This is a genomic window from Achromobacter sp. JD417 (genome assembly GCF_041879325.1).
GTDB classification, from domain to species: Bacteria; Pseudomonadota; Gammaproteobacteria; order Burkholderiales; family Burkholderiaceae_B; genus Achromobacter; species Achromobacter mucicolens.
Window position 1 is genome coordinate 5,425,779 of sequence record NZ_CP087159.1, and the last position, 25,720, is coordinate 5,451,498.

At 67.9% G+C, this 25,720-nt stretch carries 22 protein-coding genes; 4 read left to right on the plus strand and 18 right to left on the minus strand.

The annotated features are described in order from the left end of the window. Positions 1-173: 173 nt before the first annotated feature. The 17 genes from LN047_RS24980 to LN047_RS25060 form a co-directional block, all read right to left on the minus strand. On the minus strand, positions 174-1,478 hold the full coding sequence (locus tag LN047_RS24980; protein ID WP_253857444.1) for an ABC transporter substrate-binding protein: 1,305 nt from the start codon (positions 1,476-1,478) through the stop codon (positions 174-176). Between the two features lie 37 nt (positions 1,479-1,515). After that, positions 1,516-2,640, minus strand: a complete 1,125-nt coding sequence (locus LN047_RS24985; protein ID WP_373980508.1) for a zinc-dependent alcohol dehydrogenase family protein — start codon at positions 2,638-2,640, stop codon at positions 1,516-1,518. Between the two features lie 101 nt (positions 2,641-2,741). After that, entirely contained in the window at positions 2,742-3,494 is a 753-nt protein-coding gene (locus tag LN047_RS24990; RefSeq protein ID WP_056559207.1) for a glucose 1-dehydrogenase, read from the minus strand. Between the two features lie 27 nt (positions 3,495-3,521). Beyond that, positions 3,522-4,958, minus strand: coding sequence for an aldehyde dehydrogenase family protein (locus tag LN047_RS24995; RefSeq protein ID WP_373980509.1), 1,437 nt, complete (start codon positions 4,956-4,958; stop codon positions 3,522-3,524). Between the two features lie 20 nt (positions 4,959-4,978). After that, positions 4,979-5,635, minus strand: a complete 657-nt coding sequence (locus LN047_RS25000; protein WP_063956832.1) for an ABC transporter ATP-binding protein — start codon at positions 5,633-5,635, stop codon at positions 4,979-4,981. A gap of 3 nt (positions 5,636-5,638) precedes the next feature. Further along, the gene (locus LN047_RS25005; RefSeq protein ID WP_056325083.1) at positions 5,639-6,379 is read right to left on the minus strand and encodes an ABC transporter ATP-binding protein; all 741 of its coding nucleotides are present in this window, start codon (positions 6,377-6,379) and stop codon (positions 5,639-5,641) included. A gap of 2 nt (positions 6,380-6,381) precedes the next feature. Further along, on the minus strand, positions 6,382-7,362 hold the full coding sequence (locus LN047_RS25010; protein WP_175234694.1) for a branched-chain amino acid ABC transporter permease: 981 nt from the start codon (positions 7,360-7,362) through the stop codon (positions 6,382-6,384). Next, positions 7,362-8,267, minus strand: coding sequence for a branched-chain amino acid ABC transporter permease (locus tag LN047_RS25015; RefSeq protein ID WP_175234695.1), 906 nt, complete (start codon positions 8,265-8,267; stop codon positions 7,362-7,364). Before LN047_RS25015 ends, LN047_RS25010 begins: the two co-directional genes overlap by 1 nt. Positions 8,268-8,511: 244 nt before the next feature. Continuing rightward, a complete protein-coding gene (locus LN047_RS25020; protein WP_226847181.1) occupies positions 8,512-9,090 on the minus strand; it encodes a DUF4340 domain-containing protein in 579 nt (192 codons plus the stop codon). Continuing rightward, positions 9,087-10,466: a GldG family protein gene (locus LN047_RS25025; RefSeq protein WP_373980510.1), complete on the minus strand. Its 1,380-nt coding sequence runs from the start codon at positions 10,464-10,466 to the stop codon at positions 9,087-9,089. Before LN047_RS25025 ends, LN047_RS25020 begins: the two co-directional genes overlap by 4 nt. Next, positions 10,463-11,176 (minus strand): ABC transporter permease, encoded by a 714-nt coding sequence (locus LN047_RS25030; protein ID WP_056325070.1) that lies wholly within the window; start codon positions 11,174-11,176, stop codon positions 10,463-10,465. Before LN047_RS25030 ends, LN047_RS25025 begins: the two co-directional genes overlap by 4 nt. Continuing rightward, entirely contained in the window at positions 11,173-12,156 is a 984-nt protein-coding gene (locus LN047_RS25035; protein ID WP_373980511.1) for an ABC transporter ATP-binding protein, read from the minus strand. The genes LN047_RS25030 and LN047_RS25035 overlap by 4 nt, the downstream gene beginning before the upstream one ends. A 9-nt stretch (positions 12,157-12,165) precedes the next feature. Continuing rightward, a complete protein-coding gene (locus tag LN047_RS25040) occupies positions 12,166-13,026 on the minus strand; it encodes an N-acyl homoserine lactonase family protein (RefSeq protein WP_373980512.1) in 861 nt (286 codons plus the stop codon). Positions 13,027-13,287: 261 nt separating this feature from the next. Beyond that, on the minus strand, positions 13,288-15,294 hold the full coding sequence (locus tag LN047_RS25045; RefSeq protein WP_373980513.1) for an aconitase family protein: 2,007 nt from the start codon (positions 15,292-15,294) through the stop codon (positions 13,288-13,290). Positions 15,295-15,304: 10 nt separating this feature from the next. Continuing rightward, positions 15,305-16,279: a Bug family tripartite tricarboxylate transporter substrate binding protein gene (locus LN047_RS25050; RefSeq protein ID WP_373980514.1), complete on the minus strand. Its 975-nt coding sequence runs from the start codon at positions 16,277-16,279 to the stop codon at positions 15,305-15,307. A gap of 178 nt (positions 16,280-16,457) precedes the next feature. Further along, a complete protein-coding gene (locus LN047_RS25055) occupies positions 16,458-17,360 on the minus strand; it encodes a LysR substrate-binding domain-containing protein (protein ID WP_373980515.1) in 903 nt (300 codons plus the stop codon). Positions 17,361-17,498: 138 nt separating this feature from the next. Then, the gene (locus LN047_RS25060) at positions 17,499-21,038 is read right to left on the minus strand and encodes an indolepyruvate ferredoxin oxidoreductase family protein (RefSeq protein ID WP_373980516.1); all 3,540 of its coding nucleotides are present in this window, start codon (positions 21,036-21,038) and stop codon (positions 17,499-17,501) included. A gap of 112 nt (positions 21,039-21,150) precedes the next feature. Between LN047_RS25060 and LN047_RS25065 the strand changes: the two genes are divergently transcribed. Further along, positions 21,151-22,056 (plus strand): LysR family transcriptional regulator, encoded by a 906-nt coding sequence (locus LN047_RS25065; protein WP_226847193.1) that lies wholly within the window; start codon positions 21,151-21,153, stop codon positions 22,054-22,056. A gap of 29 nt (positions 22,057-22,085) precedes the next feature. Here LN047_RS25065 and LN047_RS25070 read toward each other — a convergent pair whose 3' ends face one another. Next, positions 22,086-22,994, minus strand: a complete 909-nt coding sequence (locus LN047_RS25070) for a LysR family transcriptional regulator (protein WP_373980517.1) — start codon at positions 22,992-22,994, stop codon at positions 22,086-22,088. Between the two features lie 122 nt (positions 22,995-23,116). On the opposite strand from LN047_RS25070, the gene LN047_RS25075 reads away from it, so the two are divergent. From LN047_RS25075 to LN047_RS25085, 3 genes are all read left to right on the plus strand, one after another. Further along, positions 23,117-23,719: an amino acid synthesis family protein gene (locus LN047_RS25075; RefSeq protein ID WP_056325045.1), complete on the plus strand. Its 603-nt coding sequence runs from the start codon at positions 23,117-23,119 to the stop codon at positions 23,717-23,719. After that, positions 23,716-24,579: an alpha/beta fold hydrolase gene (locus tag LN047_RS25080; RefSeq protein ID WP_373980518.1), complete on the plus strand. Its 864-nt coding sequence runs from the start codon at positions 23,716-23,718 to the stop codon at positions 24,577-24,579. The genes LN047_RS25075 and LN047_RS25080 overlap by 4 nt, the downstream gene beginning before the upstream one ends. A 65-nt stretch (positions 24,580-24,644) precedes the next feature. Further along, positions 24,645-25,616 (plus strand): Bug family tripartite tricarboxylate transporter substrate binding protein, encoded by a 972-nt coding sequence (locus LN047_RS25085; protein ID WP_373980519.1) that lies wholly within the window; start codon positions 24,645-24,647, stop codon positions 25,614-25,616. Positions 25,617-25,720 lie beyond the last annotated feature (104 nt).

A 25,720-nucleotide genomic window follows, 5' to 3' on the forward strand; every position in this document is an offset into this window, starting at 1 on the left:
GATACAAGGTGTCTGACACCCTGGTGAGACGCTGCCGGGCTTGCCGCGGTGGTGCAAGGGTGTCAGACACCCGGCAGCACACCCGCTGTCGCCCCCCCAAAAAAAACGCCCCGGCGTTCACGCCGGGGCCATCCCTGCACTACACACACTGCTGCTTGCTCATTCCATCCCGATCAGTTCGGGAACACCTTGATCTGGTCGCTTTTCAATACCTCGGGCGTCAGGCTTTTTTCGATCCACGCCATCGACGTATCCGTCACCCCGGGCGTGACCAGCTCAGCCGGCACGATGGTGATGTCGGACAGGACCTTGAACGGGTACTTGTCGCTCTTCTTGGTGACGCCGAACAGTTGCGCTTCCAAGGCCTGGCCGTCGGCGCGGTGCATCTTCACTTCGCGGCCGTAACCCTTGAAGCTGACGTCGTGCATGGCAGCGGCCACCTGTTCAGGCGTGGGCCAGTTGCCGCCGTTGTCCTTGATGGCCTTTTCGTAGCCGGCCTTCAGGCCGTAGATGCCTTGCACCATGTGATAGACCGAGTAGATCGGATAGGCGCCGGTCTTGTCGTGGAATTTCTTCACGAAGGCCTGGTGCTTGGGATCGTCCTTGGTTTCCGGATGCAGGAAGTAGTGATCGCCGCGCGCGCCGACCAGGACGCCTTCGGGCAGCGCGTTGCCCAGGCGTTCCAGCGAGCTTTCCGCCAGCGACAGCACGAAGGTGGAGTTCTTGAACAGGTTGCGCTGCGAAGCCTGGCGCACGAAGTTGTCCAGGTCGCCGCCCCACGAAGTGGAAACGATGACGTCGGGGCGCAGCGCCTGCAGGCGGCTGATTTCGGTGGAGAAATCGGCGGCGCCGAACTTGGGGAACATCTCGGCGACGACCTTGACGTCGGGCTTGAACTTCTTGAGCGCGGCCAGGAAGATGTCGCGCGAATCGCGGCCCCAGGCGTAGTCCTGGTTCACGATGGCGATGGTCTTGAAGTCGGGCTTGACCTTCATCAGGTACAGCACCTGCGCGACCATTTCGGTGGTGGCGTTGGCCTGCGTGCGCACGACGTACTTGTACTTCTTGCCTTCCAGCGCCTTCTCGGTGCCGCAGTCCCACAGCACGTTCAGCACCTTCAGGTCCTCGGCCACGGGCGCGACGATGTTGCAGTGGCCGCTGGAAATGGCCGACAGCATCACGCGCGTGCCGCCTTCGGCCAGGCGACGGTATTCGGACAAGAGCTTTTCGCCGCCGCCGCCTTCGTCGATGTAGCTGGGCACGATCTTCACGCCGTCGATGCCGCCGCCCGCGTTGATCTCTTCGATCAGGATGTCGGCCGCATCGCGCGCCGGCACGCCGAACACGGACGCCGAGCCCGACAGGAAGGTCGAAATGCCGACGTTCAGTTCCTTGGGCTTGTCGGCGGCGATGGCCAGCGTGGTCAGGCCCGACAGCAGGGTGGCGCCCAGCAAGGCCGCCAGTCTTGAGGTCTTCATGGTGTTGTCTCCAGTGTTGTTGATCGGGTCTGTGCCCTTAGAAAACGATGGCGTCGCGCAGGCTGCCGCCGGTGGCGAGGTGATCGAACCCCTCGTTGATCTGGTCCAGCGAAAACGATTGGCCCATCATCCTGTCGACCGGCAGGCGGCCGGCCTTGTACAGGTCGATGTAGCGGCTGATGTCGATGGCAGGCACGCCCGAGCCCAGGTAGCTGCCCCGGATCTCGCGCTCTTCGCCCACCATCTGCGACAACGACAGCGGAAAACTGAACTTGGGATTGGGCAGGCCGGAGGTGACCGTCGCCCCACCGCGGCGCGTGAGCTTGTAGGCGGTTTCGAAGGCCGGCACGGCGCCGGCCATGTCAAAGCCGAAGTCCACGCGGCCGCCGGCCAGATCCATGAGGTCGTCGTCGGTCTTGATCTGCTTCGGATTGACGAGGTGCGTGGCGCCCAGCTCCTTGGCCAGCGCCAGCTTCTCGTCGCTGAGGTCGATGGCGACCACCCGGCGCGCGCCCGCGGCCACCGCAGCCAGCAGTGCGCTCAGGCCCACGCCGCCCAGCCCGACGATCGCGGCCGTGTCGCCCATCTTGATGCGGGCGCGATTGATGACGGCGCCTGCGCCGGTCAGCACGGCGCAGCCGAACAGCGCGGCCTCGCGGTGGCTGAGTTCCACATTCACCTTGACGCACGAGCGCCGCGACACCACGGCGTATTCCGCAAAGCAGGACACGCCGGTGTGATGGTTGATGTATTCGTCGCCGATGTGCAGCCGGCGCTCGCCGCCCAGCAGCGTTCCTTTCGCGTTGGCCACGGCGCCGGGTTCGCACAGCGCGGGCCGGCCTTCCATGCAGGGGTTGCAGCAGCCGCAGCTGGGCACGAACACCATGGCGACGTGATCGCCGGCCTTCAGGTCCGTGACGCCGGGGCCGGTCTCGACGACTTCGCCGGACGATTCATGGCCCAGCACAATCGGCACGCCGCGCGGCCGGTCGCCGTTGATGACGGACAGGTCCGAATGGCACAGCCCCGCTGCACGGATTCTGACCAGCACCTCGCCAACGCCCGGCGGGTCCAGCTCGATGTCCGCAATGGTCAGGGGCCGGGACTGCGCGTACGGTCCTTCGACCCCCACTTGCCGCAATAACGCCGCTTTGATTTTCATGCGTCTTCATCCACAGAAGTGATCCGGACCGCGGGCGGACGCGGCATCCGGCATGCCGGCGCGAGCGGGGTCTTGCGACCCCGGCAAGCCGGCGCCCAACCCTACACCGTGCGCCCGCCGTCGACAGGGAACTCCACGCCGGTGATGAACTCGGCGGCGTCGCTGGCCAGGAACAGCGCGGCCGCAGCCACGTCGGACGGCTGGCAGAAGCGGCCCAGCGGAATGGTAGACACGAATTTGGCGCGGTTCTCGGGCGTGTCGGGCAGGCCCATGAAGAGTTCGAACATGCCGGTCACGCCCATGACCGGGCAGATGGCGTTGACGCGGATGCCTTCACCGCCCAGCTCCACGGCCATCGACTTGGACAGCACATTGACGGCGCCCTTGGACGCGTTGTACCAGCTGAGCCCGGGACGCGGACGGATGCCGGCCGTCGACCCGATGTTCAGGATCACGCCGCGCTTTTGCTTGCGCATGACGGGCACGACGGCCTGCGCCATGTGGTAGATCGACTTGACGTTGATGTCGAACATGCGATCGAAGGTGGCCTCGTCCACGTCCAGCATCGGCTGGTTCTTGTGGGTGATGGCGGCGTTGTTGACCACGATGTCCACCGTACCGAATTTGTCGAGCGCGGCGCGCACCACGTTGTCGATGTCGGCGCGGCTGGACACGTCGGCCTTCACGGCCAGCGCGGCATCGCCAATTTCCGCCGCCACGCGGTCGGCGGCCTCTTTATTGATGTCGGCGATCACGACCTTGGCGCCTTCCTTGGCGTACAGCTTGACGATGCCCTCGCCGAAACCGTTTCCCCCGCCCGTGACGATCGCAACCTTGCCTTGCAACTGGCTCATTTTCTGTCTCCGAATTGTGCGCGGCGATCACTCGCCATAGAACTGAATCAGGGTCTTGGTCGTGCTCATTTCTTCCAGCGCTATGAAGCCTTTCTCGCGGCCATGGCCGCTTTTCTTCACGCCGCCGAAGGGCAGCTCCACGCCGCCACCCGCGCCAAACCCATTGATGTAGACCTGGCCGCACTTGATGCCGCGCGCCACGCGCTGCTGGCGCCCGCCGTTCTCCGTCCAGACCGCGCCCAACAGGCCGTAGTCCGTGGCGTTGGCCAGACGGATGGCCTCGGCCTCGTCCGCGAAGGGCAGCGCAACCAGCACGGGCCCGAAGATCTCTTGCGTGAGCAGGTCGCTGTCGTGATTGGCCGCGGCAAAGAGCGTGGGTTTGACGAAGAAGCCGCCCTTGGGCACGCCGTCCGCGATGCCGCCCTCGGCAGCCACTTTCAGGCCGTCGGACAGCCCCTTGGCGATGTAGCGGTTGACGCGGTCGTATTGCGCCTTGTTGACGACCGGTCCGCAGGTCAGGTCCATGTCCGGCGTGCCGGCGCGCACCTTGGAAAACTCCTCGCCCAGCGCCTTCATGAAGTCCGCGTAGATGCCCTTCTGCACCAGCAGGCGGCTGCCCGCCGTGCAGGTCTGGCCGGTGTTGTGGACGATGCCCTTGACGATGGCCGGAATAGCGAGCTTGTAGTTGGCGTCGTCAAACACGATGTGCGCCGACTTGCCGCCCAGTTCCAGCACGCACTTGACCGCATTCAGGGCGGCCGCCTGCTGGACCAGCACGCCGACTTCGTTGGAGCCGGTGAAGGTGATGAAATTGATGCCGGGATGGCGCGACAGTGCGGCGCCGGCTTCTTCGCCCAGGCCCGTCACGATGTTCAGCGCACCCGGCGGAAAGCCGACTTCCAGCGCCAGTTCGGCCACGCGGATGATCGACAGGCAGGCGTCCTCGGCGGGTTTGACCACCGCGGCGTTGCCCATGGCAAGCGCCGGCGCCACGCTGCGGCCGAACATCTGCGCGGGGTAGTTCCACGGAATGATGTGGGCGGTGACGCCCAGCGGCTCGCGGATGAGCTGCACCGAATAGTCTTTCTGGAACGGGATGGTCTGGCCATGGACCTTGTCGGCCGCGCCGCCGTAGAACTCGAAGTAGCGGGCCAGTACCGTGATGTCGCCGCGCGCGGTGGACATGGGCTTGCCGGTGTCGCGCGACTCCAGCTGCGCCAACTCTTCGTGGTGCGCCAGGACGCTCTCGCCCAGGCGCATCAGCAGGCGGCCGCGCTCCAGCGCGGTCATGTCGCCCCACGCGCCTTCCAGCGCATCGCGCGCGGCCTGCACTGCCGCGTTGACGTCGGCCTGCTGACCGCGCGGGATGGTGGTGAAGGCCTCGCCGTCTACGGGGGAAACGACCTCGATCGTGCGCCCGTCCTGGGCATCGACCTGGCGGCCGCCGATAATCATCTGCGTCATGGAAATGTCTCCGTGGGGTATCAGTTCAGCGTGATCGAGCCGCGCTCGATCGTCCATATCTGGTCGGGGATGTCGCCCAGCAGCTTCACGTTGGATTCCGTGATGACCACGCACAGGTCGGGCTGCATTTCCTTCAGGCGGCCCAGCGCCTCGGTGTAATCGCGCGCCAGCTTGGGCGCGAGCCCCTGAAAGGGCTCGTCCAGCATCAAGAGCCGCGTGCCGACCATGACGGCGCGCGCCAGCGCCACCATCTTGCCCTGCCCGCCCGACAACGCGGAGCCCGAGCGCTTGAGCATCGGTTCCAGCTGCGGCACCACCTTCAGCACCGTGTCCATGCGGGCCTGGATCTCGGCCTTGGACTGGCCCTGCACCTCGCACGGCAGATGCAGGTTTTCCTCGACCGTCATGGTCGGGAAGATGACGCGGTCCTCGGGCGCGTAGCCCACCTTCATGGCAGCGCGTTTGTGCCCGGGCAGCGACGTCAGGTCGGTGCCGTCGAACGCGATCTTGCCGGAACGAATGCGCGTCAGGCCCATGATGGTGCGCAGGAGCGTGGTCTTGCCCGCGCCGTTGCGGCCCACGATGCCGATGGTGCGGGACGCTTCAAAGTTGGCGCTGACGTCGCGCAGGATGCGATTGCCCGCCAGGTCGACGTTGATGGCCGATAGGTTCAACATGGTTCAGGCCCCCAGCACTTCGCTTCTGATCTGCGGATTGTTCAAGACGTCCTCGGGCGAGCCGTCCGCGGCCACCTTGCCCGCGATCCAGGCCGCCACGCGGGTGGCGTAGCGCGACACGATGTCCACGTCGTGCTCTACGAACCAGCTGGTGACGCGGCGCTCGTCCAGCGCGTGCATCACGGTTTCCATCAGCGCGAACTTGTCTTCCGACGCGACGCCGCTGGTGGGCTCGTCCATGATCAGCAGCTTGGGCTGCAGCGCCAGCGCCATCGCCACGTCCAGCAGCTTGCGCTTGCCTTCGGGCAGCTCGATGCACGCTTCGTCGGCGTCGGGCAAAAGGCCCACCAGGTCCAGCGTCGCGTCCACCTCGCGGGCGTCGATGGTGCTTTCCAGCGACCGGAACCAGCTCAGTTCCTTGTTGCGCCGGGCGGCGGCAATCTGCACGCACTGGCGCACGGTGTGTTCGGTAAATAGCTGCGGAAGCTGGAACGAGCGTCCCATGCCCAGCCGCACGATCTTGCGCGGCGCCATCGCCGTGACGTCCTTGCCGTCGAAATAGACCTTGCCCTTTGATGGCGTGAGGTAGCCGGTGCAGATGTTGATGAAGGTCGTCTTGCCCGCGCCGTTCTGGCCGATCACGGCCAGCCGTTCGCCTTCGTGCAGTTCGAAGTTGATGTTGTCGGCGGCCACCACGCCGCCGAAGGCCAGATAGAGGTCGGTGGTTTGAATGAGCGGTTTCATCGTCAGTTCCTTGCCGCGGCCTGCAGGGGCGCCTGCGCGCGGCGCTGGGCGCGTTCACGCGTCCGGATGCGCTTGGTGATCTGGCCGACGAAGCCGGTGGGGAACATGAAGATGACCAGGATCAGCGTCAGGCCCAGCAGGAATTGCCACAGGCCGGGGAAGTAGGCGGCGGACACGAGCTTGACGGTTTCGAAGCCCACCGCGCCCAGGAACGCGCCGGCGGCATGGCCCGCGCCGCCCAGGATGGTGATGAAGACGAACTCGCCGGAACGCAGCCACGAGCCGATTTCCGGCGTGACCAGCCCCTGCATCAGCGCCAGGATCGCGCCCGAGAATCCGACCACCACGGCAGACAGCAGGTAGCCCTTCCACATGATGAAGTAGGCGGAAAACCCCAGGTATTCGATGCGGGTTTCGTTGGTCTTGATGGCCGACAGCGCCTGACCGCTGCCCGAGCGGAAGTAGCGCTGCACCCACCAGGCCAGCACCAGCGACAGGACCAGCGTCAGCACCAGCAGCGCGCGTTCGAAGGATTCGCGCTCCATCACGATGCCGGCCATGGTCGGGCGCACGATGCGCATCCCGTCCGAGCCGCCGGTCAGCGTGTAGAGCTTGCCCAGGAGCGCGAACAGCACCATGCTGAGCGCCAGATTCAACATGCCGAAGAAGATGCCGCGGTAACGCACGACGAACAGGCCAATGACGACGGCGGCGACAAAGCTGGCGACGACGCCGGCCAGGATCAGGACGAGCGCGTCCAGGCCGGGCATGGCTTTGGCCAGGAACGCCACCGTGTACGCCGAGATGCAGGCAAACATGGCATGGCCAAACGAGATCTGGCCGGCGCGCGCCATCACCGACACGCCCAGCGCCGCGATGGCGTAGGTCAGGCCGATGACGATGGGCGTGATGGTCCAGGAATAGGTGTAGCCAAGAAACAGCGTGAACAGCGCGGCCAGCACGCTCAGGACAGGGACTTTCATCAGATCGTCCTCGCTTGGGCAACGGTGAACAGGCCGTGCGGTCGGATGATCAGCACCAGCACCATGATGATGTAGGGCACGGCGACTTCCAGTTCCGGCGCGGCGTACACGGCGATGGCGCGGATGATGCCGATGAGCAGCGCGGCGATCAGCGCGCCGGTGATCTGGCCGAGGCCCGCGGTGGCGACCACGGCAAAGGACAGCACCGTCATGTCCGTGCCCGCCCCCGGCACCAGCGAGGTGGTGGGCGAGGCCAGCGCGCCGCCGAGCGCGCCCAGGATGGTCGCGATCACGAAGGTGACGTAGCCGATCTTCTTGGCGTTGATGCCGAGCGACGTGGCGACTTCGCGGTTGTGCGTGGTGGCCACCGTCTGCTTGCCCAGCTTGGTGTGCCTCAGGAAGAATTCCAGGCACACGTAGGCCAGCAGCGCCGTGACCGGCACGACCACAAGCTGGTAGGTGGTATAGGTGATGTCGCCGATCTCGATGTTGCCCAGACGGTTGACGACTTCGCTGGCGCTATAGGGCTGCGCGCCCCACAGCATGCGCTGGATGTCTTCCAGCATCAGGAAGGCGCCGAAGGTGAGCAGCAGCTTGAGGATGGGGTCGTAGTTCTGTGCGCGGCGGATCAGGACGAATTCCATGATGCTGCCGAGCAGTAGCCCGATGGCGATGGCGGCCACGAACAAGGCCGCGAACAGGAGGATGGGCGAGTCGGTCTTGGGCGCCAGGAACATGACGAGGCTGGCCGCGGCATAGCCGCCAAAGGCGTAGAACGCGCCGTGCGCGACGTTCAGGATGCCCATCACCCCGAACACCAGGGTTAACCCCATCGATACCAGGAACAGCAGACTGGCGTATGCCACGCCATCCACCAAGGCGAGCGGCAATAGATCCAAGGTCAAGCGTCTTCTCCCAATACGCTGAGCACGGCGGCGGCGATTTCAACATGCCACACGCGGCGTGCGGGCTTGCGCCCGGGCGCGCCCGGCGCGCCCTTGTCTCGTTATCAACCTTTCCGTGCTGACTTGCGCACAGCGCCTGCCGCCGGAAGGCCCTTTTATTGCAGGCTGGAGGCCCGCCCCGCTACGGCGTGGGCACGTCCGCCTGTGTATGTGTGCGAAGTATAGGTAGGGGTGAATCGGCCTGCTATTTATCTTTGTGCAAGGCGGGTTTAACAAGCGATGGAGTGGGTGTGGATTGCCCCAACGCCGCCAGTGGTGCCCGCGTTTGATAGTCCGGGATAATCCGGATCTGCGCCTCGTCCGGCAGGCGTACATAACGGCCTAGTCCATCAGGCGCAAGCGCGCCAACGTCCAGCTGTGCAAGCCTCGCGCCCGCGGCATCGCGCACATCGATGCGCAACTGCGGCGGTGTAAGCCCATACGTTTCGCCGTCCTCGGGCGTGAGCGTGCGGTCGCTGCGCGCCTGCGAAAACAGCGCCACAAAGCCCGCCGCATCAAAGCCTGCCGCAGTGCCCTCCGGGGATGCGACCCAGCCCTGCGCCTGCCGGGTCAGGCGGACCGAGCCCCCCGGACCGTCCAGGGTGACCAGCGCGGCCTTGTCGGCCTCCCATGCGTAGAGCCTGGCGGGCTTGCCGCTGTCGTCATGCAGATGGGTATGGCCGTGATGATGCGCCGGGGCATGCGCGGCCTCTTGCCATTGCCATGCCGACAGCGCAATGCCGGCCGCGAGCAGCCCGGGCCACAGCAGGCGCCCGGCCTTCAACGGCGCCTCCACCACAGCAGCAGTCCCGTCAGCAGCGCAAGCAGCGGCAGGGCCACCGTGCTGGTCCAGAAAACGGCGCGCATCTGGCGGTTGGTCAGTTCCACGCGGCGGTTCTCGTAGTGCCGGGGCCGGATCGTCAGCAAGGCGTCTTCACCCGCCAGCAGCGTGACGGCGTTGGTGAACAGCGCGCCATTGCCCAGCGTGGCGAAATGCCGGTTGATGGCGAAGTCGCTGTCGCCCGCCACCAGCAGCGTGGGATGGGCCGCGCCTTCCGCGCTGGCGGCCTGCGCGTTGCGCGTGGCCAGCGCCATCAGTGTGTAGCGCGAGGCAGGCTGCCCCGGAGGATGCGCTGCGGCTGACGTCTGCGCCAGCGGCGTGACCACCACGCCGGGCGGCAAGGCGTCTGCCGCCGGCTCCAGTCCCGCCGCGCCGGGAAAGAAGCTGAGCGGCAAGCCGCGCGTCATCTTGTGCCGCGTGTAGTCGCTGACCGCGGGACTGCCGGGATCGTTGCGGTAGTGGCTGCCCGGATCGGCCAGCGCGCCCGGCGCGAGCGCGATGCCGAAGTCCGCCAGCAGGCCGTCCAACCCATGCCGCGTGTCGGGTTCCAGCAGCAACAGCGTCTTGCCGCCCGCGCCGGTCCAGCGGCGCAGCGCTTGCGCATCGTCGTCGCCGAACGGCGTGCGAGGACCGGCCGCGACGACCACGGCGCAGCCCGGCAAGGCCTGCGCCAGACTGCCCGCGCCCACCGCGCGCGTGGAAAACCCCAGCGTCTGCAGGGCGTTGCGCGCCATCGCCATGCCGTGCTGTTCGTGCACCTCGACGCGCGCCACCAGGTTTTCGTCGCTGCTGTGATCTTCCAGGTCGTCCAGCGACGTCAGGCTGTCGAGCGTCGCCTCGCGATGGCCCTGTGTGAAGCAGACCGTCTGCGCCCCATTCTGGCTGATGCGGATGAGCGCATTGGTGAAGTCCGTTTCGGTGCCGCCGTTGATGGTGGTGCGCCGCGCGCCCGATGCCAGCACCGCACTGCCCGCGAACTGGATGCCGGCGGCGCGCGCCTCGGCGGGCCGCAACGCGGGGTCCACGCCGCGCACGCGGATCAGCGGATTCTCGCGCTCGTACTGCCGCAGGAGTTCCAACGCGTCGACCATGCTCTTGTTGCGCAGGTCGTAGAACCACGTCACCTCGACAGGCTGACGGATCTGCCGCGCAACCTCAAGGCTTTCCGGGGCCAGGCTGTAGACCCGCTGCGCGGTCAGGTCGATGCGTCCCAGATTGCGCGACGCCCACAAGTTCAGCGCCAGCAGCAGCGCGGCCACGGCCAGCACCGGCAACCACAGCGACAACCGCCGCCCGGCACGGCGCACGGCGGGGCTCATCGCAGCCTCCAGCGCTTCAGGTTGACCGAGGCCACCATCAAGGCCAGCACGGTGACGCTGGCAAGCGTCACCGTGGCCGGTCCGGGCAGCACGCCCCGGATGAAGTCCACGTGCTGGGCCGACAGCGACAACGCCTGAAAGAACGGCGACAGCGCCGGAAACGCGTCCAGCGCGGCGGGATAGTCGATGAACCACAGCAGCACCAGAATGCCCCACGTGGCGCTGGCGGCCACGATCTGGTTCGAGCAGGCGCTGGACACGGCAATGCCGATCGCCAGGAACAGCGCGCCATACAGGAACACGCCGATGTAGCCGCCCACGATGGGGCCGTAGTCGGGCTCGCCGTACCAGGCCAGCGGCAACACCGCCGACATGGTGCCCGCCAGCATCAGCGCCAGCATGGTCAGCCCCGCCGCATACTTGGCCGCGACCAGCGTGAAGTCCGACAACGGCAGCGTCAGCAGCAATTCCAGCGTGCCCTGCCGCGCCTCTTCCGCGAAGGCGCGCATGCTGACCAGCGGCATCACCAGCATCAGCAGGATGGTCATGTTGTGAAACGCCGTCACCATCTGCCCGGTGCTCACAAAGAACAGGTTGAAGCTGAACAGATAGCCCGACAGGGCCCAGAACACCGCCACCACGGCCAGCGCCACGGGCGAGCCGAAGTCGGTGCGCAGTTCCTTGCGGTACAAGGCCGCGAAACCCTTCATGCGCGTCTCCGTAACGGGGGATCGTTGGGCGCCAGCGCCGCCAGCAGGCGGGCCTCGACGGCTTCCTGCGCGGGCAGCACGGCGCGCAGTTCCGCGTGCGCCAGCGCGGTGCGCATCACCACGTCGCACGCGGCGGCATTGGGGGTCGGGTTGGACGTCGCGCTTACCTCCGGCGGGTCCCACGTAACCCGCCACTTGCTGGCGCCGGCATCCAGCAGCGTGATGTCCACGGCCTTCACGCCCGGGCACGCGCACAACGCCGCGTGCAAGGCAGCATGCCCGGCGGCGGGCAGGGACAGCTGCATTTGCAGCGCTGCCTGCGATTCGCCCAGCGGCTGGTCTTGGACCAGCCGGCCCTGCCGCAGGATCGCGATGCGCGAACACAGCGCCTCGACTTCCTGCATCAAATGGCTGCTGAACACCACCGCGCGGCCCTCGGCGCAGCGCCGGATCATCGCGCGGGCTTCCACGATCTGCACGGGATCCAGCCCGTTGGTGGCTTCGTCCAGCAGCAGCACCGGCGGGTCGTTCAGCACGGCCTGCGCCAGCCCCACGCGCTGGCGCTGCCCCTTGGACAGGCGTCCGATCACCGAGCGCGCCACGCCTTGCAGGTCAAAGCCGTCGATGGCGCGCTCGATGGCCTGGCGTCGCGCGCGGGCGCCGCCCTGCACCTTCACGCCGGCGCCGAACTCCAGATACTGGGTGACCGTCAGCGCGTCATAAAGCGGCGCGCGCTCGGGCAGATAGCCGATGTCGGCGTTGCCGCGTCCCGGCACGGGCTCGCGGCCCCGGATGGCGATGCGCCCGCTGTCGGGCGTGTAAAAGCCCGCCATCAGGCGCAGCGTGGTGGTCTTGCCGCTGCCGTTCGGTCCCAGAAGGCCCAGAATTTCCCCGGGCCTGACGGACAGGCTCAGGGATTTCAGGACCTGGCGGGACCCGAACGACTTGCTGACCTGATGCAAGGCGACGGCGGGCTCCATGCGGCGCCCTCAGTCGAAGACTTTGGTCTTGGCGTTCTGCGCGTGCTGCTCCGCGTCGTGGCTGTACCAGAGCTGGCCCTGGCGCGCGTCGCGGATCTGCTTGAGCCGGTCGATGGCCTGCATGGACGCGGCCGTGTTCCAGGTGATGCCGGGAATGACGCCGGCCTCGTTTTCACCCGTGTAGATGGCGTCCGCGGCCAAGAGCACCGTGCCGGTCTTGGGCAGCTTGACCTGCAGCGACTGGTGGCCCTGCGTGTGGCCCTTGGTGTCCAGCAATACGATGGTGCCGTCGCCGAACAGGTCGAAGTCGCCCTCCACCTGGATGAAGTCGTAGTCGCGCGTGGTGTCGAAGTCTTTCATGACGTAGGCGGCGCGCTGGAATTTTTCTGGCCACCAGGCGGCGCGCAGCTCGGCCTTCTGCACGACGTGCTTGGCCTTGGGGAACATCTTGATGTTGCCGGCGTGGTCCAGATGGAAGTGCGAGTACACAACATACTTCACGTCGCTGACGCCAAAGCCGGCGGCCTTGAGCTGGCGGTCGATGACCTCGTCGCGGCCCTGGATGGAATTGAAGGCGCCGCACAGCCCCTGTCCCCAGTAATTGGCGCAGTTGCCATCGGCCGTGGCCTGGTTCATGCCGGTGTCGAACAGCACCAGCCCGCGCGGGTGCTGGATCACATAGGCCGGCACCGGAATCTTGATCTTGGTGCCCACGTCCACCATGGCGGTCATGAAGCCCTTGTCCAGCTCGATCTTGCCCACCGACAGCTGCATCAGCTTCACGTCCACCGGCGGCGCGTCGGCGGCGTGTGCCCATCCGCCCGCCATGACCGCCACCGCCCCAACCATTGCCTTCCAGCTCTTGCGCATTGTTGTCTCCTCGGACCAACAGGGGGAAGCCGCAGCCCGGACGGCGCGGCCGATCAGCAAGCTCCCGGTGTGTCCCGGGTTGACATCGTCGACAGGTGTTTTCCGTGCGAAGGCGCCTTGCGGCGGGGCCACGCGCAGCGCGTGGCCGGAAACGGCATCTGGCGGCCGTTTTCTCTGTTGCGCACTCTGACGCAGCCCGGATTGGCTGCCAATTAAGGATTTGTGAAGCTGGGCTTCGCGGCGGGCGAAGTGGGGGGAACCCTAGTACCGCGCCTGCAGCTCGGCAAACGACGCCAGCTCTCCGGCCAGCGCGCTTGCCATGACCGTGGGCGGGCTGGCCAGCCAGACGCTGCCGGGGCCCGAGCGGCCGGGGAAATTCCGGTTGATGGCGCTGATCGTGACCTGCGAGGCGTCGGTGGATGACCCCGGTCCGCAGTTGGCGCACGCGCCGCAGGACGGCTGCAGGATGCGCGCGCCCACGGCGGCAAAGGTCTTGTCGTAGCCCCGCGCCACGCAGTAGTCGCGCACGGCGGTGGTGCCGTATTGCAGATATAGCGTCACGCCGTCCGGCAGCCGTATGCCGCGCGCCACCGCCCACGCCAGCACCTGATGGTAGTAGTCGAAATCCTCGCGCTTGCCGGCCGTGCAGGAGCCGCCATACGCAATGTCGATGCGCGGGCGCGCCGTCAGTCTGGACAGCGGCACGCCATTGCCCGGGTCGCCCGGCGCGGCCACCAGGGGCGACAGCGCCGCGCAGTCCACGCGCAGGGTGGCCGCGTAGACCGCGCCCGGGTCGCTGCACATCCACGGCGCGATGCCGGCATCCACGCCGCGGCGTTCCCGCAGGAAGCGCGCGGTCTCGGCGTCGGGCGCGACGATGCCCGTCAGGCCGCCCAATTCGGCGGTCATGTTGGTCAGGGTGGCGCGTTCGTCGATGGACAGGGCCGCGATGGCCTGGCCGGCAAACTCGAACACCTTGCCCACGCCCGCGCCCGCCCGGATCTCGGGCTGCGCCAGAAGATGCAGCACGATGTCCTTGGCCGTGACGCCGGCCGGCAGCGCGCCGTCCAGCTCGACGCGCAGGGACGCGGGCAGCGTCAGCCGCACCGCGCCGGTGACGAACGCGTTGGCCATGTCGGTGGTGCCCACGCCGAAGGCCACGCAGCCCAGCGCACCGCTGTGCGGCGTGTGCGAGTCGGTGCCCACGACGACCTGCCCCGGCAGCGCGTAGTGTTCGGCCATCATGGCGTGCGAGATGCCCGCCACGTTGGCGCCGGTGTCGCGCGCCGCCTCGGCTTCGGTCAGCGTCCGGTGCTGGCGCAGGCCGTAGGCGTCGGCGAAGTCGCGCTGCGCCTGGCACATGGCGCGCACGTTGGGCACGATGCCGGCGCGCACGTGATTGGGGCTTTCCTCGACGTAGGACGTGTGGTCCTCGAACACCACGATGCGATCCGGGTCCACCAAACGCAGGGGCCGTCCAAACCGCGCATGCAGCATATGGGCCGCCATGCCGGTGTAGTACTCATGGATGAACCGCCAGTCCGCGCGCAGGAAGACGCCGTCGCCTTGCCGGAGGTCGGCCGCGGTCGCGGGCGTTTGCAGCAGATGGCGCAGGATGATCTTTTCAAACAGGGTGCGCGGCGGCGTGCCGTCCGGCGCGGCGGGATCGGCCGCGGGATGCCCGGCCACCAGGCCGGCCACCTGCGAGACATCGCGCAGCTGCGCCTGGCCGAATGCCAGCAGACCGCCCGCCTTGACGATGGCCGCAGCCAGCGCGTCGCGACCCGCCACGATCTCGTCGACCGTGATGCATTCGCCCGCCTGCAGGCGCGCCACCAGCCCCATGTCGGTGCTGGTGTAGAGCCCGATGTTGTCGGCGTTCTGGCGGTAGATGCGTTCAAAGCTCTCGGCGATCACCAGCCGCACGCCGGCGGATTTTTCGGCCATCGGGCTGTGTTCGCGCGACGAGCCCTTGCCATACCGCTTGCCCGCGACCACGACGTTGAAGCCCGCATGCCGGATCGCGTCGATGCCGATGGGCTGCGTGTCGCCCGCCCGATAGCCCGTGTACGGATACCGGCCCAGTTTCTCGTCGAAGTGCGTCAGGATCGGCACCGGCGTGATCTCGTCGGTGGAAATGTCGTCGCGCAGCGGAGCAGCCTCAGGCAGGGTCAGCGCCGCGCCGCCCAGTTGCGCGGCCACCCGGATTGGGTCCTGCGTCAGAAACAGCAGGCGGGCCGGGGCGTCGAGTACAGATACGGCAGTCATGGCAATCCGGTCATTCGATGGTGACGCCCGCCGCCTTGACGAGCGTCTGGCTCTTGGTGATCTCGGCGGCCAGCGTTTGCGCCGCCTGTTCCGCGCTGGTGCCCTGCGCCACAAAGCCCTGCGGCGACAGCGCCTTGAGCACGGCCGGCTCCTGCATCGTCTTGCGCGTGGCGGCCTGCAGCTTCTGCACGACATCGGCAGGCAACCCCGCCGGCCCGATCAGCGAGATCCAGGCATCGTACGAATAGCCCTTCACGCCGGCCTCGTCCAGCGTGGGCACGTTGGGCAGGATGGCTAGGCGCTCGGGCGTGCTGACGGCCAGCGCGCGCAGCTTGCCCGCCTGCACCTGCGCCAACACGGACGGGGTGGCCAGGAACGCGACCTGGATCTGTCCCGACATGACGTCGGTGATCAGCGCGTTGCCGCCCTTGTACGGGATGTGCATCATGTCCACGCCGGCCTTGGACTTGAGCAGTTCGCCGGCCAGATGCAGCACGCTGCCCGTGCCCGACGAGCCGTAGTTGATCTTGCCGGGCTGTTCCTTTGCGGCCTTGAGCAGGGCGCCCATCGTCCTGTACGGCGAGTTCTCGGCCACCACGACCACCAGCGGCGTCGTGCCGATGACCGAAATCGGCGTGATGTCCTTGACCGTGTCGTAGGGCAGGCTCTTGTACAGGCTGGGATTGATGGCGTGGTTGGACGACACGATGCCCAGGGTGTAGCCGTCGGGCTTGGCCGACACCAGCTGGCGCGTGCCCGAAATGCCGGCCGCGCCCGCCAGGTTCTCCACGATCATGGGCTGGGCCAGCGTCTTGCCCAGGTTCTCGGCCACGACGCGCGCCACCACGTCTGCCGTGGAGCCGGGCGACGTGGGCACGATCAGACGGATGGGACGGTCGGGGTAGCCGGCCGCCGACGCGGCAGGCGCCGCGCCAAGGACGCCAAGCGCAAGCGCACAGCTCGCGAGCAATCTGGTGGGGGTCATGATGTCTCCGTATGGGACGCAGCGGGGTCTGGATGCCCCGTATCGGCGATGAACGCGCCTTGACTATACGAACGCCGCCCGCAACGGCGAAGTGTCATCTCGGCAGCCCCGCCATCGCGAATGGCGAGGGCGGGTTCCGACGGCGGGTTCCGACGGCGGGTTCCGACGGTGCGGCCCGTCAGCCCTGCTGCGACAGAAACCGGACCAGCTTCCCGGCGGTGGCCGACAGCTGCGCCTGCCTGGGAAACACGATGCAAAGCTGGCGCCTTGCCCAATCGTCCGACAGGGGACGCACCACCACGTCCAGCGCCTGCAGGTACAGCTCGGCCACCTGCTGCGGCATCACGGCAATGCCCAGGCCCGCGTGCGTCATGCGGCACAGCGCATCCAGGCTGGCCACGCGGATCTTCACCGATAGCGTCTTGCCCAATTCGGCGGCCCGCGCCGCCAGCAGCTGCGTCAACGCGCTGTTCTCGCGCAGGCCGACAAAGGTCTCGTCGGCGATGTCCTGCAGGCTGAGCTGCCGCGCCGCCGCCTTGGGGTGCCCGGCCGGCAGCATCACCGCCAGCCGGTCGCGGCGGTAATCCAGCTGTTCCAGCCCGTCCGCGCCAGCGATCCGGTTGCAGATGCCAAAGTCCGCCGCGCGCTCTCGCACCAGGCGCAGCACGTCGGGGCTGTGCTGCTCTTCCAGGTCGATGTCCACGTCGGGAAACAGGCGCTGAAACGCCGCCACGTCCTCGGGCAGGAACTGCACGATGGCCGACAGGTTGGCCACCACGCGCACATGCCCTTTCACGCCTTCATAAAATCGCGACAGCTCCGCCCCCATCGCCTCGACGTCGCCGATGATCTGGCGCGCGTGGCGCAGGACGGTCTGTCCGGCGGGCGTCACCGACACGCCGCGCGTATGGCGCGCGATCAGCGGCAGGCCGATCAGCGCTTCCATGTCGGCGATGCGGCGGCTGACGGCAGACGGCGCGATGAACTCGCGCTCGGCCGCCCGCGCGATGCTGTTCTCCTGGCACACCGCCACAAAAAGGCGCAGTGAGGTCAGGTCGAGTTTGCGTAGGATGCTTTCCATGGCGGATCGGACGAGAGCGGCGGGGACGGCCCCCGCATCGACCGGGGGATCGTACACCACGCCCCTCGCGGTATGGGACGGGAGGCCCCGCCGCGTATCTGAGGGCCATCCGCGCCGCCGGGCCGCCCTGCGTCGCGCTCAGGCCGCCAGCCGGTCCGCGCCGCCGCCGCGATACCGCTCCCACAGCCCGGCCTGCCGGACACGGGCCTGCTCGACGCTCTTTTCCTTCACATGCCCATACCCCCGGATCGCATCCGGCACGTTGGCCAGTTCCAGCGCCACGTCGCGGTTGCCGGCGTCCAGCGTGCGGGCAAATTCGTCCGCCAGCGCCAGATAGTCGGCCGCGAGCTGGCGCTCCATGCGGCGCTCGGCCGTTCTGCCGAACACGTCCAGCCACGTGCCGCGCACGCGCTTCAAGGGCGCGAGCAGCCGGAATGCCGACTCCATCCAGGCGCCGTACGCGCGCTTCTGCAACCGCCCGCGCGCATCGCGGCGCGCCAGGATGGGCGGCGCAAGGTAGTAACGCAGCGTGTAGTCGCGGCCCGGCTCGCCCTCGAACTGCGCGCGCAGCCGGTCCTTGAATGCCGGATCGGCATGCAGCCGCGCCACCTCGTATTCGTCCTTGTACGTCATGAGCTTGGCAAGATTGCGCGCCACCGCGCGCGTCACGTCCTGCCGCTTGTCGCCCAGCGTGGCTTCACGCACGCGCACCGACTCCACCGCCGTCAGGAAGCGACGCGCATAGGCCTCGTCCTGATAATCACGCACGTGTGCCGCCAGACGTTTGACCAGCGCGTCCAGCGATTCCGGCATGGCCACCACCCGCTCGGCCGCCGTGGGGCGCAGCGCATCCACGCCGCGATGCGCGGCCTGGCGCCCCAGTTCGAAGGCGGCCAGATTCTTGTCCACCGACACGCCGTTGATCTGGATCGCTCGGCGCAGGCTGTCCAGCGACAGCGGCAGTCCGCCCTTTTGCCACGCGTATCCCAACAGCAGCGGATTGGCGTAGATGCTGTCGCCCAGCATGGCCTCGGCCAGCGGGCCGGCCTCCAGGAAGTCGCAATTGCCGCCCGTGCTTTGCGTCAGCGCGGCCTGCGCCTGCGCCCCCGGAAAACGCCACGTGGGCTGCGACAGGAACGCGGCCGTCGGCGCGGCGCTGCTGTTGACCACCGCGCGGCCATGATCGGGCCGCAGGCGCGACAGCACCTCGGGCGACGCCGACACCAGGGCATCGCAGCCGATCACGAGGTCGGCCTCGCCCAGCGCGACGCGCGTGGCGTGCAGGTCCTCGGGCCGGTTGGCCAACTGCACGTGGCTGAGCACCGCCCCGCCCTTTTGCGCCAGCCCGGCCATGTCCAGCACGGTCACGCCCTTGCCTTCGATGTGCGCGGCCGCGCCGATCAGCGCGCCCACCGTCACCACGCCCGTGCCGCCAACGCCGGCCACGACCACGCGATACGCCGCGCCCGGTGCAATGACAGCCTGGCCGGGCAGCGGGACCTCAGCCAGCGACGGCGCGCCGCCCTGCTTGCCGGGCTTGCGCGGCGTAGCGCCTTCGGCCGTCACGAAGCTGGGACAAAACCCCTCAACGCACGAAAAATCCTTGTTGCACGACGACTGGTTGATGCGCCGCTTCGCGCCCAGCGGCGTATCCAGCGGTTCCACCGACAGGCAGTTCGACTGCACCGAGCAATCGCCGCAGCCTTCGCAGACCGCTTCGTTGATGAAGGCGCGGCGGGGCGGATCGGGATACTCGCCGCGCTTTCTGCGGCGGCGCTTCTCGGTCGCGCAGGTCTGGTCGTAGATCAGCACCGTGGCGCCGTCAATGTCGCGCAGCGCGCGCTGCACGTCGTCCAGCGCCTTGCGGTGGTGAACCTCCACCCCTGCCGGCAAGGTCTGCGCCCCCGTGTACTTGTCGGGCTCGTCCGTCACGACCACCGTCTTGACGACGCCTTCGGCCAGCATCTGCGCCGCGATCTGCGGCACGGTCAGGACGCCGTCCACCGGCTGTCCGCCCGTCATGGCGACGGCGTCGTTGTAGAGGATCTTGTAGGTGATGCGCGCGCGCGCCGCGATGGCCGCGCGAATGGCGAGCAGGCCCGAATGAAAATACGTGCCGTCGCCCAAATTGGCAAAGATGTGGCGCTCGGACGTGAAGTCCTTCTGGCCCAGCCACGCCACGCCCTCGCCGCCCATCTGGCTGAAGGTGTCGGTATTGCGGTCCATCCACATCGCCATGTAATGGCAGCCGATGCCCGCCACCGCGCGCGACCCTTCCGGCACGCGCGTGGAGGTGTTGTGCGGACAGCCCGAACAGAACCAGGGCTTGCGCTCTTCGACCAGCGTGGGGCGGCTGGCCTCGCGCTCTTTCGCGTCGATGACGGCCAGGCGCGCCGCAATGCGCGCGCGCAGCGCGTCGGACAGGTTGGCTTTTTCGAGGCGGGCGGCAATGGCGCGGGCGATCAACGCCGGCGACAGCTCATACCGCGCCGGCAGCAGCCAGCCGCCGCGCGGCGTGGACCATTCGCCGCCGCCGTTTTCGCGTTCGTCGAACTTGCCGAAGACGCGGGGCCGCACGTCGTCGCGCCAGTTGTACAGCTCTTCCTTGAGCGCGTATTCCAGGATCTGGCGCTTTTCCTCGACGACCAGGATCTCCTTCAGACCCGTGGCGAATTCGCGCGCGTCCTGCGCGTCCAGCGGCCAGATGCAGCCCACCTTCAGCACGCGGATGCCCGCCTGCGCACAGGCCGCATCGTCCAGCCCCAGGTCGTTCAGCGCCTGGCGCACGTCCAGATACGCCTTGCCGGCCGTCATGATGCCGAAGTGCGCGTTGGGCGAGTCCAGCACCACGCGGTTCAGCTTGTTGGCGCGCACATAGGCCAGCGCCGCATACCACTTGTGGTCCAGCAGCCGCGCCTCCTGCGCCAGCGGCGAGTCCGGCCAGCGGATGTTCAACCCGCCTGGCGGCAGGCTGTCCTCGGGCAGCACGATCCGCACGCGTGACGGGTCAACGTCCACCGAGGCGCTGGACTCCACCACGTCCGTCACGCATTTCATCGCCACCCACAGACCCGTGTGGCGGCTCATGGCCCAGCCATGCAGGCCGTAATCCAGATACTCCTGCACGTTGGACGGGTACAGCACCGGAATGCCGCTGGCGATCAGCACGTGTTCGGACTGATGCGCCACCGACGAGGATTTGGCGGCGTGGTCGTCACCCGCCAGCATCAGCACCCCGCCGTGCGCGGACGTGCCGGCCGAGTTGGCGTGCTTGAGCACGTCCACCGACCGGTCCACCCCCGGCCCCTTGCCGTACCACATGCCAAAGACGCCATCGCGCTGCGCGCCGGGAAACAGATTGAGCTGCTGCGATCCCCAGACAGCGGTCGCGGCCAGGTCCTCGTTCAAGCCCGGCTGGAACACCACGTCGTTGTCTTTCAAATGACGCTTGGCCTTCCAGAGCGCCTGGTCCAGGCCGCCCAGCGGCGATCCCCGGTAGCCCGACACATAGCCGGCGGTGTTCAGGCCGGCCGCCTGGTCGCGCTGTTTTTGCATCAGGGGCAGGCGCACCAGCGCCTGTGTGCCGCTCAGGTAGACGCGGCCGGTGGGCTGCGCGTATTTGTCGTCCAGCGACAGGCCATGGGTGTCGGCCACGCCAGGGGGTAGAGGGGCGTTCATCGGGTTGTCTCCTGCAATCTGCGGTGCGGGCATTTACGTGTTTTCCGCAGTGTAGGAACGCGTAGAGCTATCGTATATTCATATATTCGACTAGCTGGTATGTGAAAAACACATGGCTAATGACGTCACGCTCCGCCAACTCCGGTACTTTGCCGCCGCCGCCCGCACGGGGCGGTTTTCCATGGCGGCGGCCGACGAGCACGTGTCCCAATCGGCGGTCACCAACGCCGTGCTGGCGCTGGAAGCGCAACTGGGCGTGCGCCTCTTCGACCGCCACGCGCACGGCGTGACGTTGACGCCCGAAGGCCACAACTTCCACCAGCGCGCCCGCGACGTGCTCGACTCCCTGGACGACGCGCTGCGCGAACCGGGGTTTCAGCGTTATGCGCTGCGCGGCTCGGTGCGGATCGCGGCGTCCTACACGGTGCTGGGGTACTTTCTGCCCGACCTGCTGGCGCGGTTTCGGCGGCGCTATCCGGACGTCGTACTGGACCTGGTGGATCTGGACCGTCCGCAGATCGAACAGGCCGTGGCAAGCGGCGACGTGGAGCTGGGCGTGGCGCTGCTGTCCAACGTGGACAAGCGCGAGCGCTTCGGCCATCACGTACTGGTGCGGTCGAGGCGCCAGCTCTGGACGGCGGCCGGGCATCCGCTGACGCAGGCGGCCGCGCCCGCGCTCGCCGACATCGCGCGCTATCCCTACATCCTGCTGGAAATGGATGAGGGCGAGCGATCCACGCTGGGTTATTGGCGCGGTCACGGCCTGCAGCCCGACATCGCCTTTCGCACGCGGTCAATGGAGGCGCTGCGCGGCCTGGTCGCGCACGGCTTTGGCGTCACGATGCTGTCGGACATGGTTTACCGGCCGTGGTCGCTGGAGGGGCGCAAGATCGAAGCCGTGCCCATCACCGACGCCGTGCCGCCCATGGAGGCCGGCCTGCTGTGGCATCCGCGCGCAGCCATGGCCAAGCCGGCCGAAGCCTTCCGGCAGTTCATGATCTACGCGTGCGGCGGATGACGCCAGCCGGCGCCGCAGGCTGACCGGCCCTACACCAGCACCGCACCCTTACGCCGCGTGAACTGCGCCAGCGACCGCAGCGCCAGCGCGTGCATGGCGGCCACCGACGGCAGCAGCGTCTCGTCCTTGCGCGTCAGCACACCGACGATGCGTTCGACCACGGGTTCGGCCAGCGGCACAAACGCCAGTCCGCTGCCGGCCGCGGGCCGCGCCAGCACCGGCAGCACCGTCACGCCCAGGCCGCCCACCACGCTGGCCAATAGCGAAGCCCGGTTGGACACCACGATCGCCGGGTCGTCGATGCCGCTGCCCAATTGACGGTTCTTCAGCGTTTCAAAGGTGGCGTTGCCGATCAGCCGCTCATCGGCCAGCGCCGCCCAGGACACCGGGCCGCGCCGACGCGCAAGCGGATGGCTTTTCTTGCAGACCAGCCCGAAGGCGTCGCGCGCCACCGGTGTGAATGCCACCTCGTTCGTGCGCGGGGCCTGCCCGGCCACGCCCACCTGAACCTCGCCTGCCAGCACCAGCCGGTGCACTTCGGGCGAGGTTTCGTCCAACGCGCGGATCCGCACGTCAGGATGGGTGCGCGCAAAGCGCGCGAGCAGCCGCGGCAGCCATTCGTCGGCCAGCGACGGCATGACGGCCATCGCCACCGGCCCCTGGCTGCCCGTGCCGAACTGCCGCGCCGCGTCCAGCACCCGGTCATGCGTGGCCAGCAGCTCGCGAAACAGCGGCGCCACCGCCTGGCCCAACGCCGTCAGCTGGGCGCGCTTGCCGGGTTCAAAGAGCGGCGCGCCCAGCTGTTGCTCCAGGTCCTGCATGGCGGCCGACACCGCCGCCTGCGACCGGAACGTGCCCTGCGCGGCGACGCGAAAACTGCCGTGATCGGCGGCCAGCAGGAACTGGCGCAGGTGCTGGATCTTCAGGGACGTAGGCATGGGGAAAGCCGCCTTGAATTCGGATTTTCTGAAATTAGCTCACGTTAATTTGGATTGTCAAAATCGCACGCAGCGTCGAACAATGGGTTCGTCATTCATCCCCACAATTTCGGAGCAAGTGCATGTCACTGCAAGTGCGCAAGGTAGTCAGTTACGTCGAGAAAACCCTCATTGAAGGCGGCCGCGCGGCCGAGCGCCCGCTGGTGATGATCGTGGCCGCAGCCGTGATCCGCAATCCGTGGGCCGGCCTGCCGTTTCAGGAAGACCTGCGGCCCGGCATCCTCGAAGCCGCGCCGCCGCTGGGCGAACTGCTGGTCGGCGAGATCCTGCGCCAGGCCGGTTCGGCGGACAACATCGAGGCCTACGGCAAGGCCGCCGTGGTCGGCACCGCGGGCGAAGTCGAACATGCGTCCGCGCTGATCCACACGCTGCGTTTCGGCAACTTCTACCGCAACGCGGTGGGCGGCACCAGCTATCTCAGCTTCACCAACATGCGCGGCGGACCGGGCTGCGTGATCTCCGTGCCGCTGATGCACAAGCTGGACGAAGGCCTGCGCTCGCACTACCTGACGGTGCAGACCACCATCAACGACGCGCCGGCGCCCGACGAGATCGTGATCGCGCTGGGCGCGGCCACCTCGGGCCGTCCGCATCACCGCATCGGCAACCGCTATTCGGACATGAAGGAACTGGAGCAGGAAGCACAGGAGGCGCGCGCAAAATGACCATGCAACGGCGGCGCACCGGCCGCGGCGAACCGCTGGTCCTCTTGCACGGCGTCGGCCTGGACCACACGCTGTGGGACGACCTGGCTCCCTTGCTTGAGCCGGACTTCGACGTGCTGCGATATGACCTGCTGGGCCACGGCGCCGCGCCCGCGCTGCGCGGCCCGGCGGACATCCAGGACTTCATCGCGCAACTGGACGCCGAACTGGACCACGCGGGCTGGCAACACGCGACCGTGCTGGGCTATTCCATGGGCGGCCTGATCGCGGGCGCCTACGCGGCGGCGCACCCCGAACGCGTCAGCCGGCTGGTGCTGCTGAACACGGTGTTCCGGCGCACGGACGAAGAAGCCGCCGCCGTGCGCGCCCGGCTGGATGCCGCGGCCACGCAAGACCCCGAGGCTGCCGCCAAGGTGTCGCTGACGCGCTGGTTCACGCCGGCCTTTCAGGCCGCGCACCCCGCGCGCGTGGCGCAGATCGAACAGCGCCTGCTCGGCAACGACCGCCAGAGCTTTCTGTCCGCGTACGCGCTGTTCGCGTTGGGCGACCCGCTGCTGGCGCAGGCCGCGCCGGACATTGCCTGCCCCGTGCTGGTCATGACCGGTGAACACGACGTCGGCTCCAACCCGCGCATGACGCGAGACCTGGCGCGCGCCCTGCCCCGCGCCTGCGCCCGCGTCGCCCCCGGCCAGCGTCATATGCTGCCGGTGGAGGAACCGGGCACGGTGGCCGCCGCGCTCCGCAGCTTCGTGTCGGCGCATCCGGCGGCGGCCAATCCCGCGCAGACGTCCTTCGACGCAGGCGCATGCCGCAAAGGACTAGCCGACGCCATCGCCACACTGATTTCCCCCGAACCCTGACATCGTCCGCCGACAGAGACGATGCGCGACAACCCCGCCACGACGCGGGGACGGAGACAAGACACATGGACCGCAGAACCCTCATCAAGACCCTGGCGGCACTGTCGCTGGCCCCGCTGGGCGCCGCCGCCCCGCGGCTGGCCGCCGCCCGCGAAGCGCCCCTGCGCGTGATCGTGCCCTTCCCGCCGGGCGGCGGCACCGACGTGCTGGGCCGCGTCATCGCCGCCTCGCTGGAAGGCGCGATGGATCGCCCCGTGGTCGTGGAAAACAAACCCGGCGCCAGCGGCATGCTGGGCGCGGACTACACGGCCAATGGCGCGAAAGACGGCAGCATGCTGCTGTTTGCCGGCCTGGTGCCGTCGGTGCGCTACTACGCCCGCCCGCCCGAAGACGTGCTCAAGCAGCTGGCGCCCGTCTGCCCGATTGCGCGCTCGCCCTACATGGTGGCGATCAATAGCGACCTGCCCGCCAAGACGCTGGCCGAACTGGTCGCGCAGGCGCGGCGCGAGCCCAAGGCGCTGACCTTTGGCACGCCCGGCAACGCCACGCCCCAGCACCTGGCCACCGAACTGCTGCAAGCCGCCTGCGGCATCGAGATGCTGCACGTGCCATATCGCGGCACCGGCCCGATGATGACCGACCTGTTGGGCGGCCAGATCCAGGTGGTGGTGGCCACAGTGGCCGCGGTCGAACCGTATCTGAAGAGCGGCCGGCTGCGGGTGCTGGCCGTGACCAGCCCGCAGCGCCTGCCGAAGTACCCGGATATTCCCACCGTTGCCGAAAGCGGCTTTGCGGGATTTTCGGCGCAGATCCAGTTTGGGACCTACTGCGCGGCGGGCACGCCCGAAGCCACCATCGCGGCGCTGAACCAGGGCATCAACCGCGCCCTGAAAACCGAATCCGTCCACACCAAGCTGGCCGAGCAGGGTTTCGAGCCCACCGGCGGCACCCCGGCGCAACTGCAGGATGCGCTGCTGGCGGAAATCCGGGACGTGGCCGGATTGGTGAAGGCGGGCAAGGTGCGGGTCGACCTCTAAGGTGATGGCCCGCCTGCGCAGGCGGCCCTGAACCGGCCGGGCCCGTGCCCTGCCCGGCGCCCGCTCCCGGGACCGGGGGCCCGCTTGCACCCGCGCCCTTGCCG

Coding starts and splice junctions, on each gene's coding strand:
- LN047_RS25035 (WP_373980511.1), bottom strand. CDS start 12,156: ATGGAGCCCGCCGTCGCCTTGCATCAGGTCAGCAAGTCGTTCGGGTCC.
- LN047_RS25065 (WP_226847193.1), top strand. CDS start 21,151: ATGGCTAATGACGTCACGCTCCGCCAACTCCGGTACTTTGCCGCCGCC.
- LN047_RS25045 (WP_373980513.1), bottom strand. CDS start 15,294: ATGACTGCCGTATCTGTACTCGACGCCCCGGCCCGCCTGCTGTTTCTG.
- LN047_RS25000 (WP_063956832.1), bottom strand. CDS start 5,635: ATGTTGAACCTATCGGCCATCAACGTCGACCTGGCGGGCAATCGCATC.
- LN047_RS25040 (WP_373980512.1), bottom strand. CDS start 13,026: ATGCGCAAGAGCTGGAAGGCAATGGTTGGGGCGGTGGCGGTCATGGCG.
- LN047_RS25025 (WP_373980510.1), bottom strand. CDS start 10,466: ATGAGCCCCGCCGTGCGCCGTGCCGGGCGGCGGTTGTCGCTGTGGTTG.
- LN047_RS24985 (WP_373980508.1), bottom strand. CDS start 2,640: ATGAAAATCAAAGCGGCGTTATTGCGGCAAGTGGGGGTCGAAGGACCG.
- LN047_RS24980 (WP_253857444.1), bottom strand. CDS start 1,478: ATGAAGACCTCAAGACTGGCGGCCTTGCTGGGCGCCACCCTGCTGTCG.
- LN047_RS25080 (WP_373980518.1), top strand. CDS start 23,716: ATGACCATGCAACGGCGGCGCACCGGCCGCGGCGAACCGCTGGTCCTC.
- LN047_RS25075 (WP_056325045.1), top strand. CDS start 23,117: ATGTCACTGCAAGTGCGCAAGGTAGTCAGTTACGTCGAGAAAACCCTC.
- LN047_RS25085 (WP_373980519.1), top strand. CDS start 24,645: ATGGACCGCAGAACCCTCATCAAGACCCTGGCGGCACTGTCGCTGGCC.
- LN047_RS25050 (WP_373980514.1), bottom strand. CDS start 16,279: ATGACCCCCACCAGATTGCTCGCGAGCTGTGCGCTTGCGCTTGGCGTC.
- LN047_RS25030 (WP_056325070.1), bottom strand. CDS start 11,176: ATGAAGGGTTTCGCGGCCTTGTACCGCAAGGAACTGCGCACCGACTTC.
- LN047_RS25010 (WP_175234694.1), bottom strand. CDS start 7,362: ATGAAAGTCCCTGTCCTGAGCGTGCTGGCCGCGCTGTTCACGCTGTTT.
- LN047_RS25005 (WP_056325083.1), bottom strand. CDS start 6,379: ATGAAACCGCTCATTCAAACCACCGACCTCTATCTGGCCTTCGGCGGC.
- LN047_RS25070 (WP_373980517.1), bottom strand. CDS start 22,994: ATGCCTACGTCCCTGAAGATCCAGCACCTGCGCCAGTTCCTGCTGGCC.
- LN047_RS24990 (WP_056559207.1), bottom strand. CDS start 3,494: ATGAGCCAGTTGCAAGGCAAGGTTGCGATCGTCACGGGCGGGGGAAAC.
- LN047_RS25060 (WP_373980516.1), bottom strand. CDS start 21,038: ATGAACGCCCCTCTACCCCCTGGCGTGGCCGACACCCATGGCCTGTCG.
- LN047_RS25055 (WP_373980515.1), bottom strand. CDS start 17,360: ATGGAAAGCATCCTACGCAAACTCGACCTGACCTCACTGCGCCTTTTT.
- LN047_RS24995 (WP_373980509.1), bottom strand. CDS start 4,958: ATGACGCAGATGATTATCGGCGGCCGCCAGGTCGATGCCCAGGACGGG.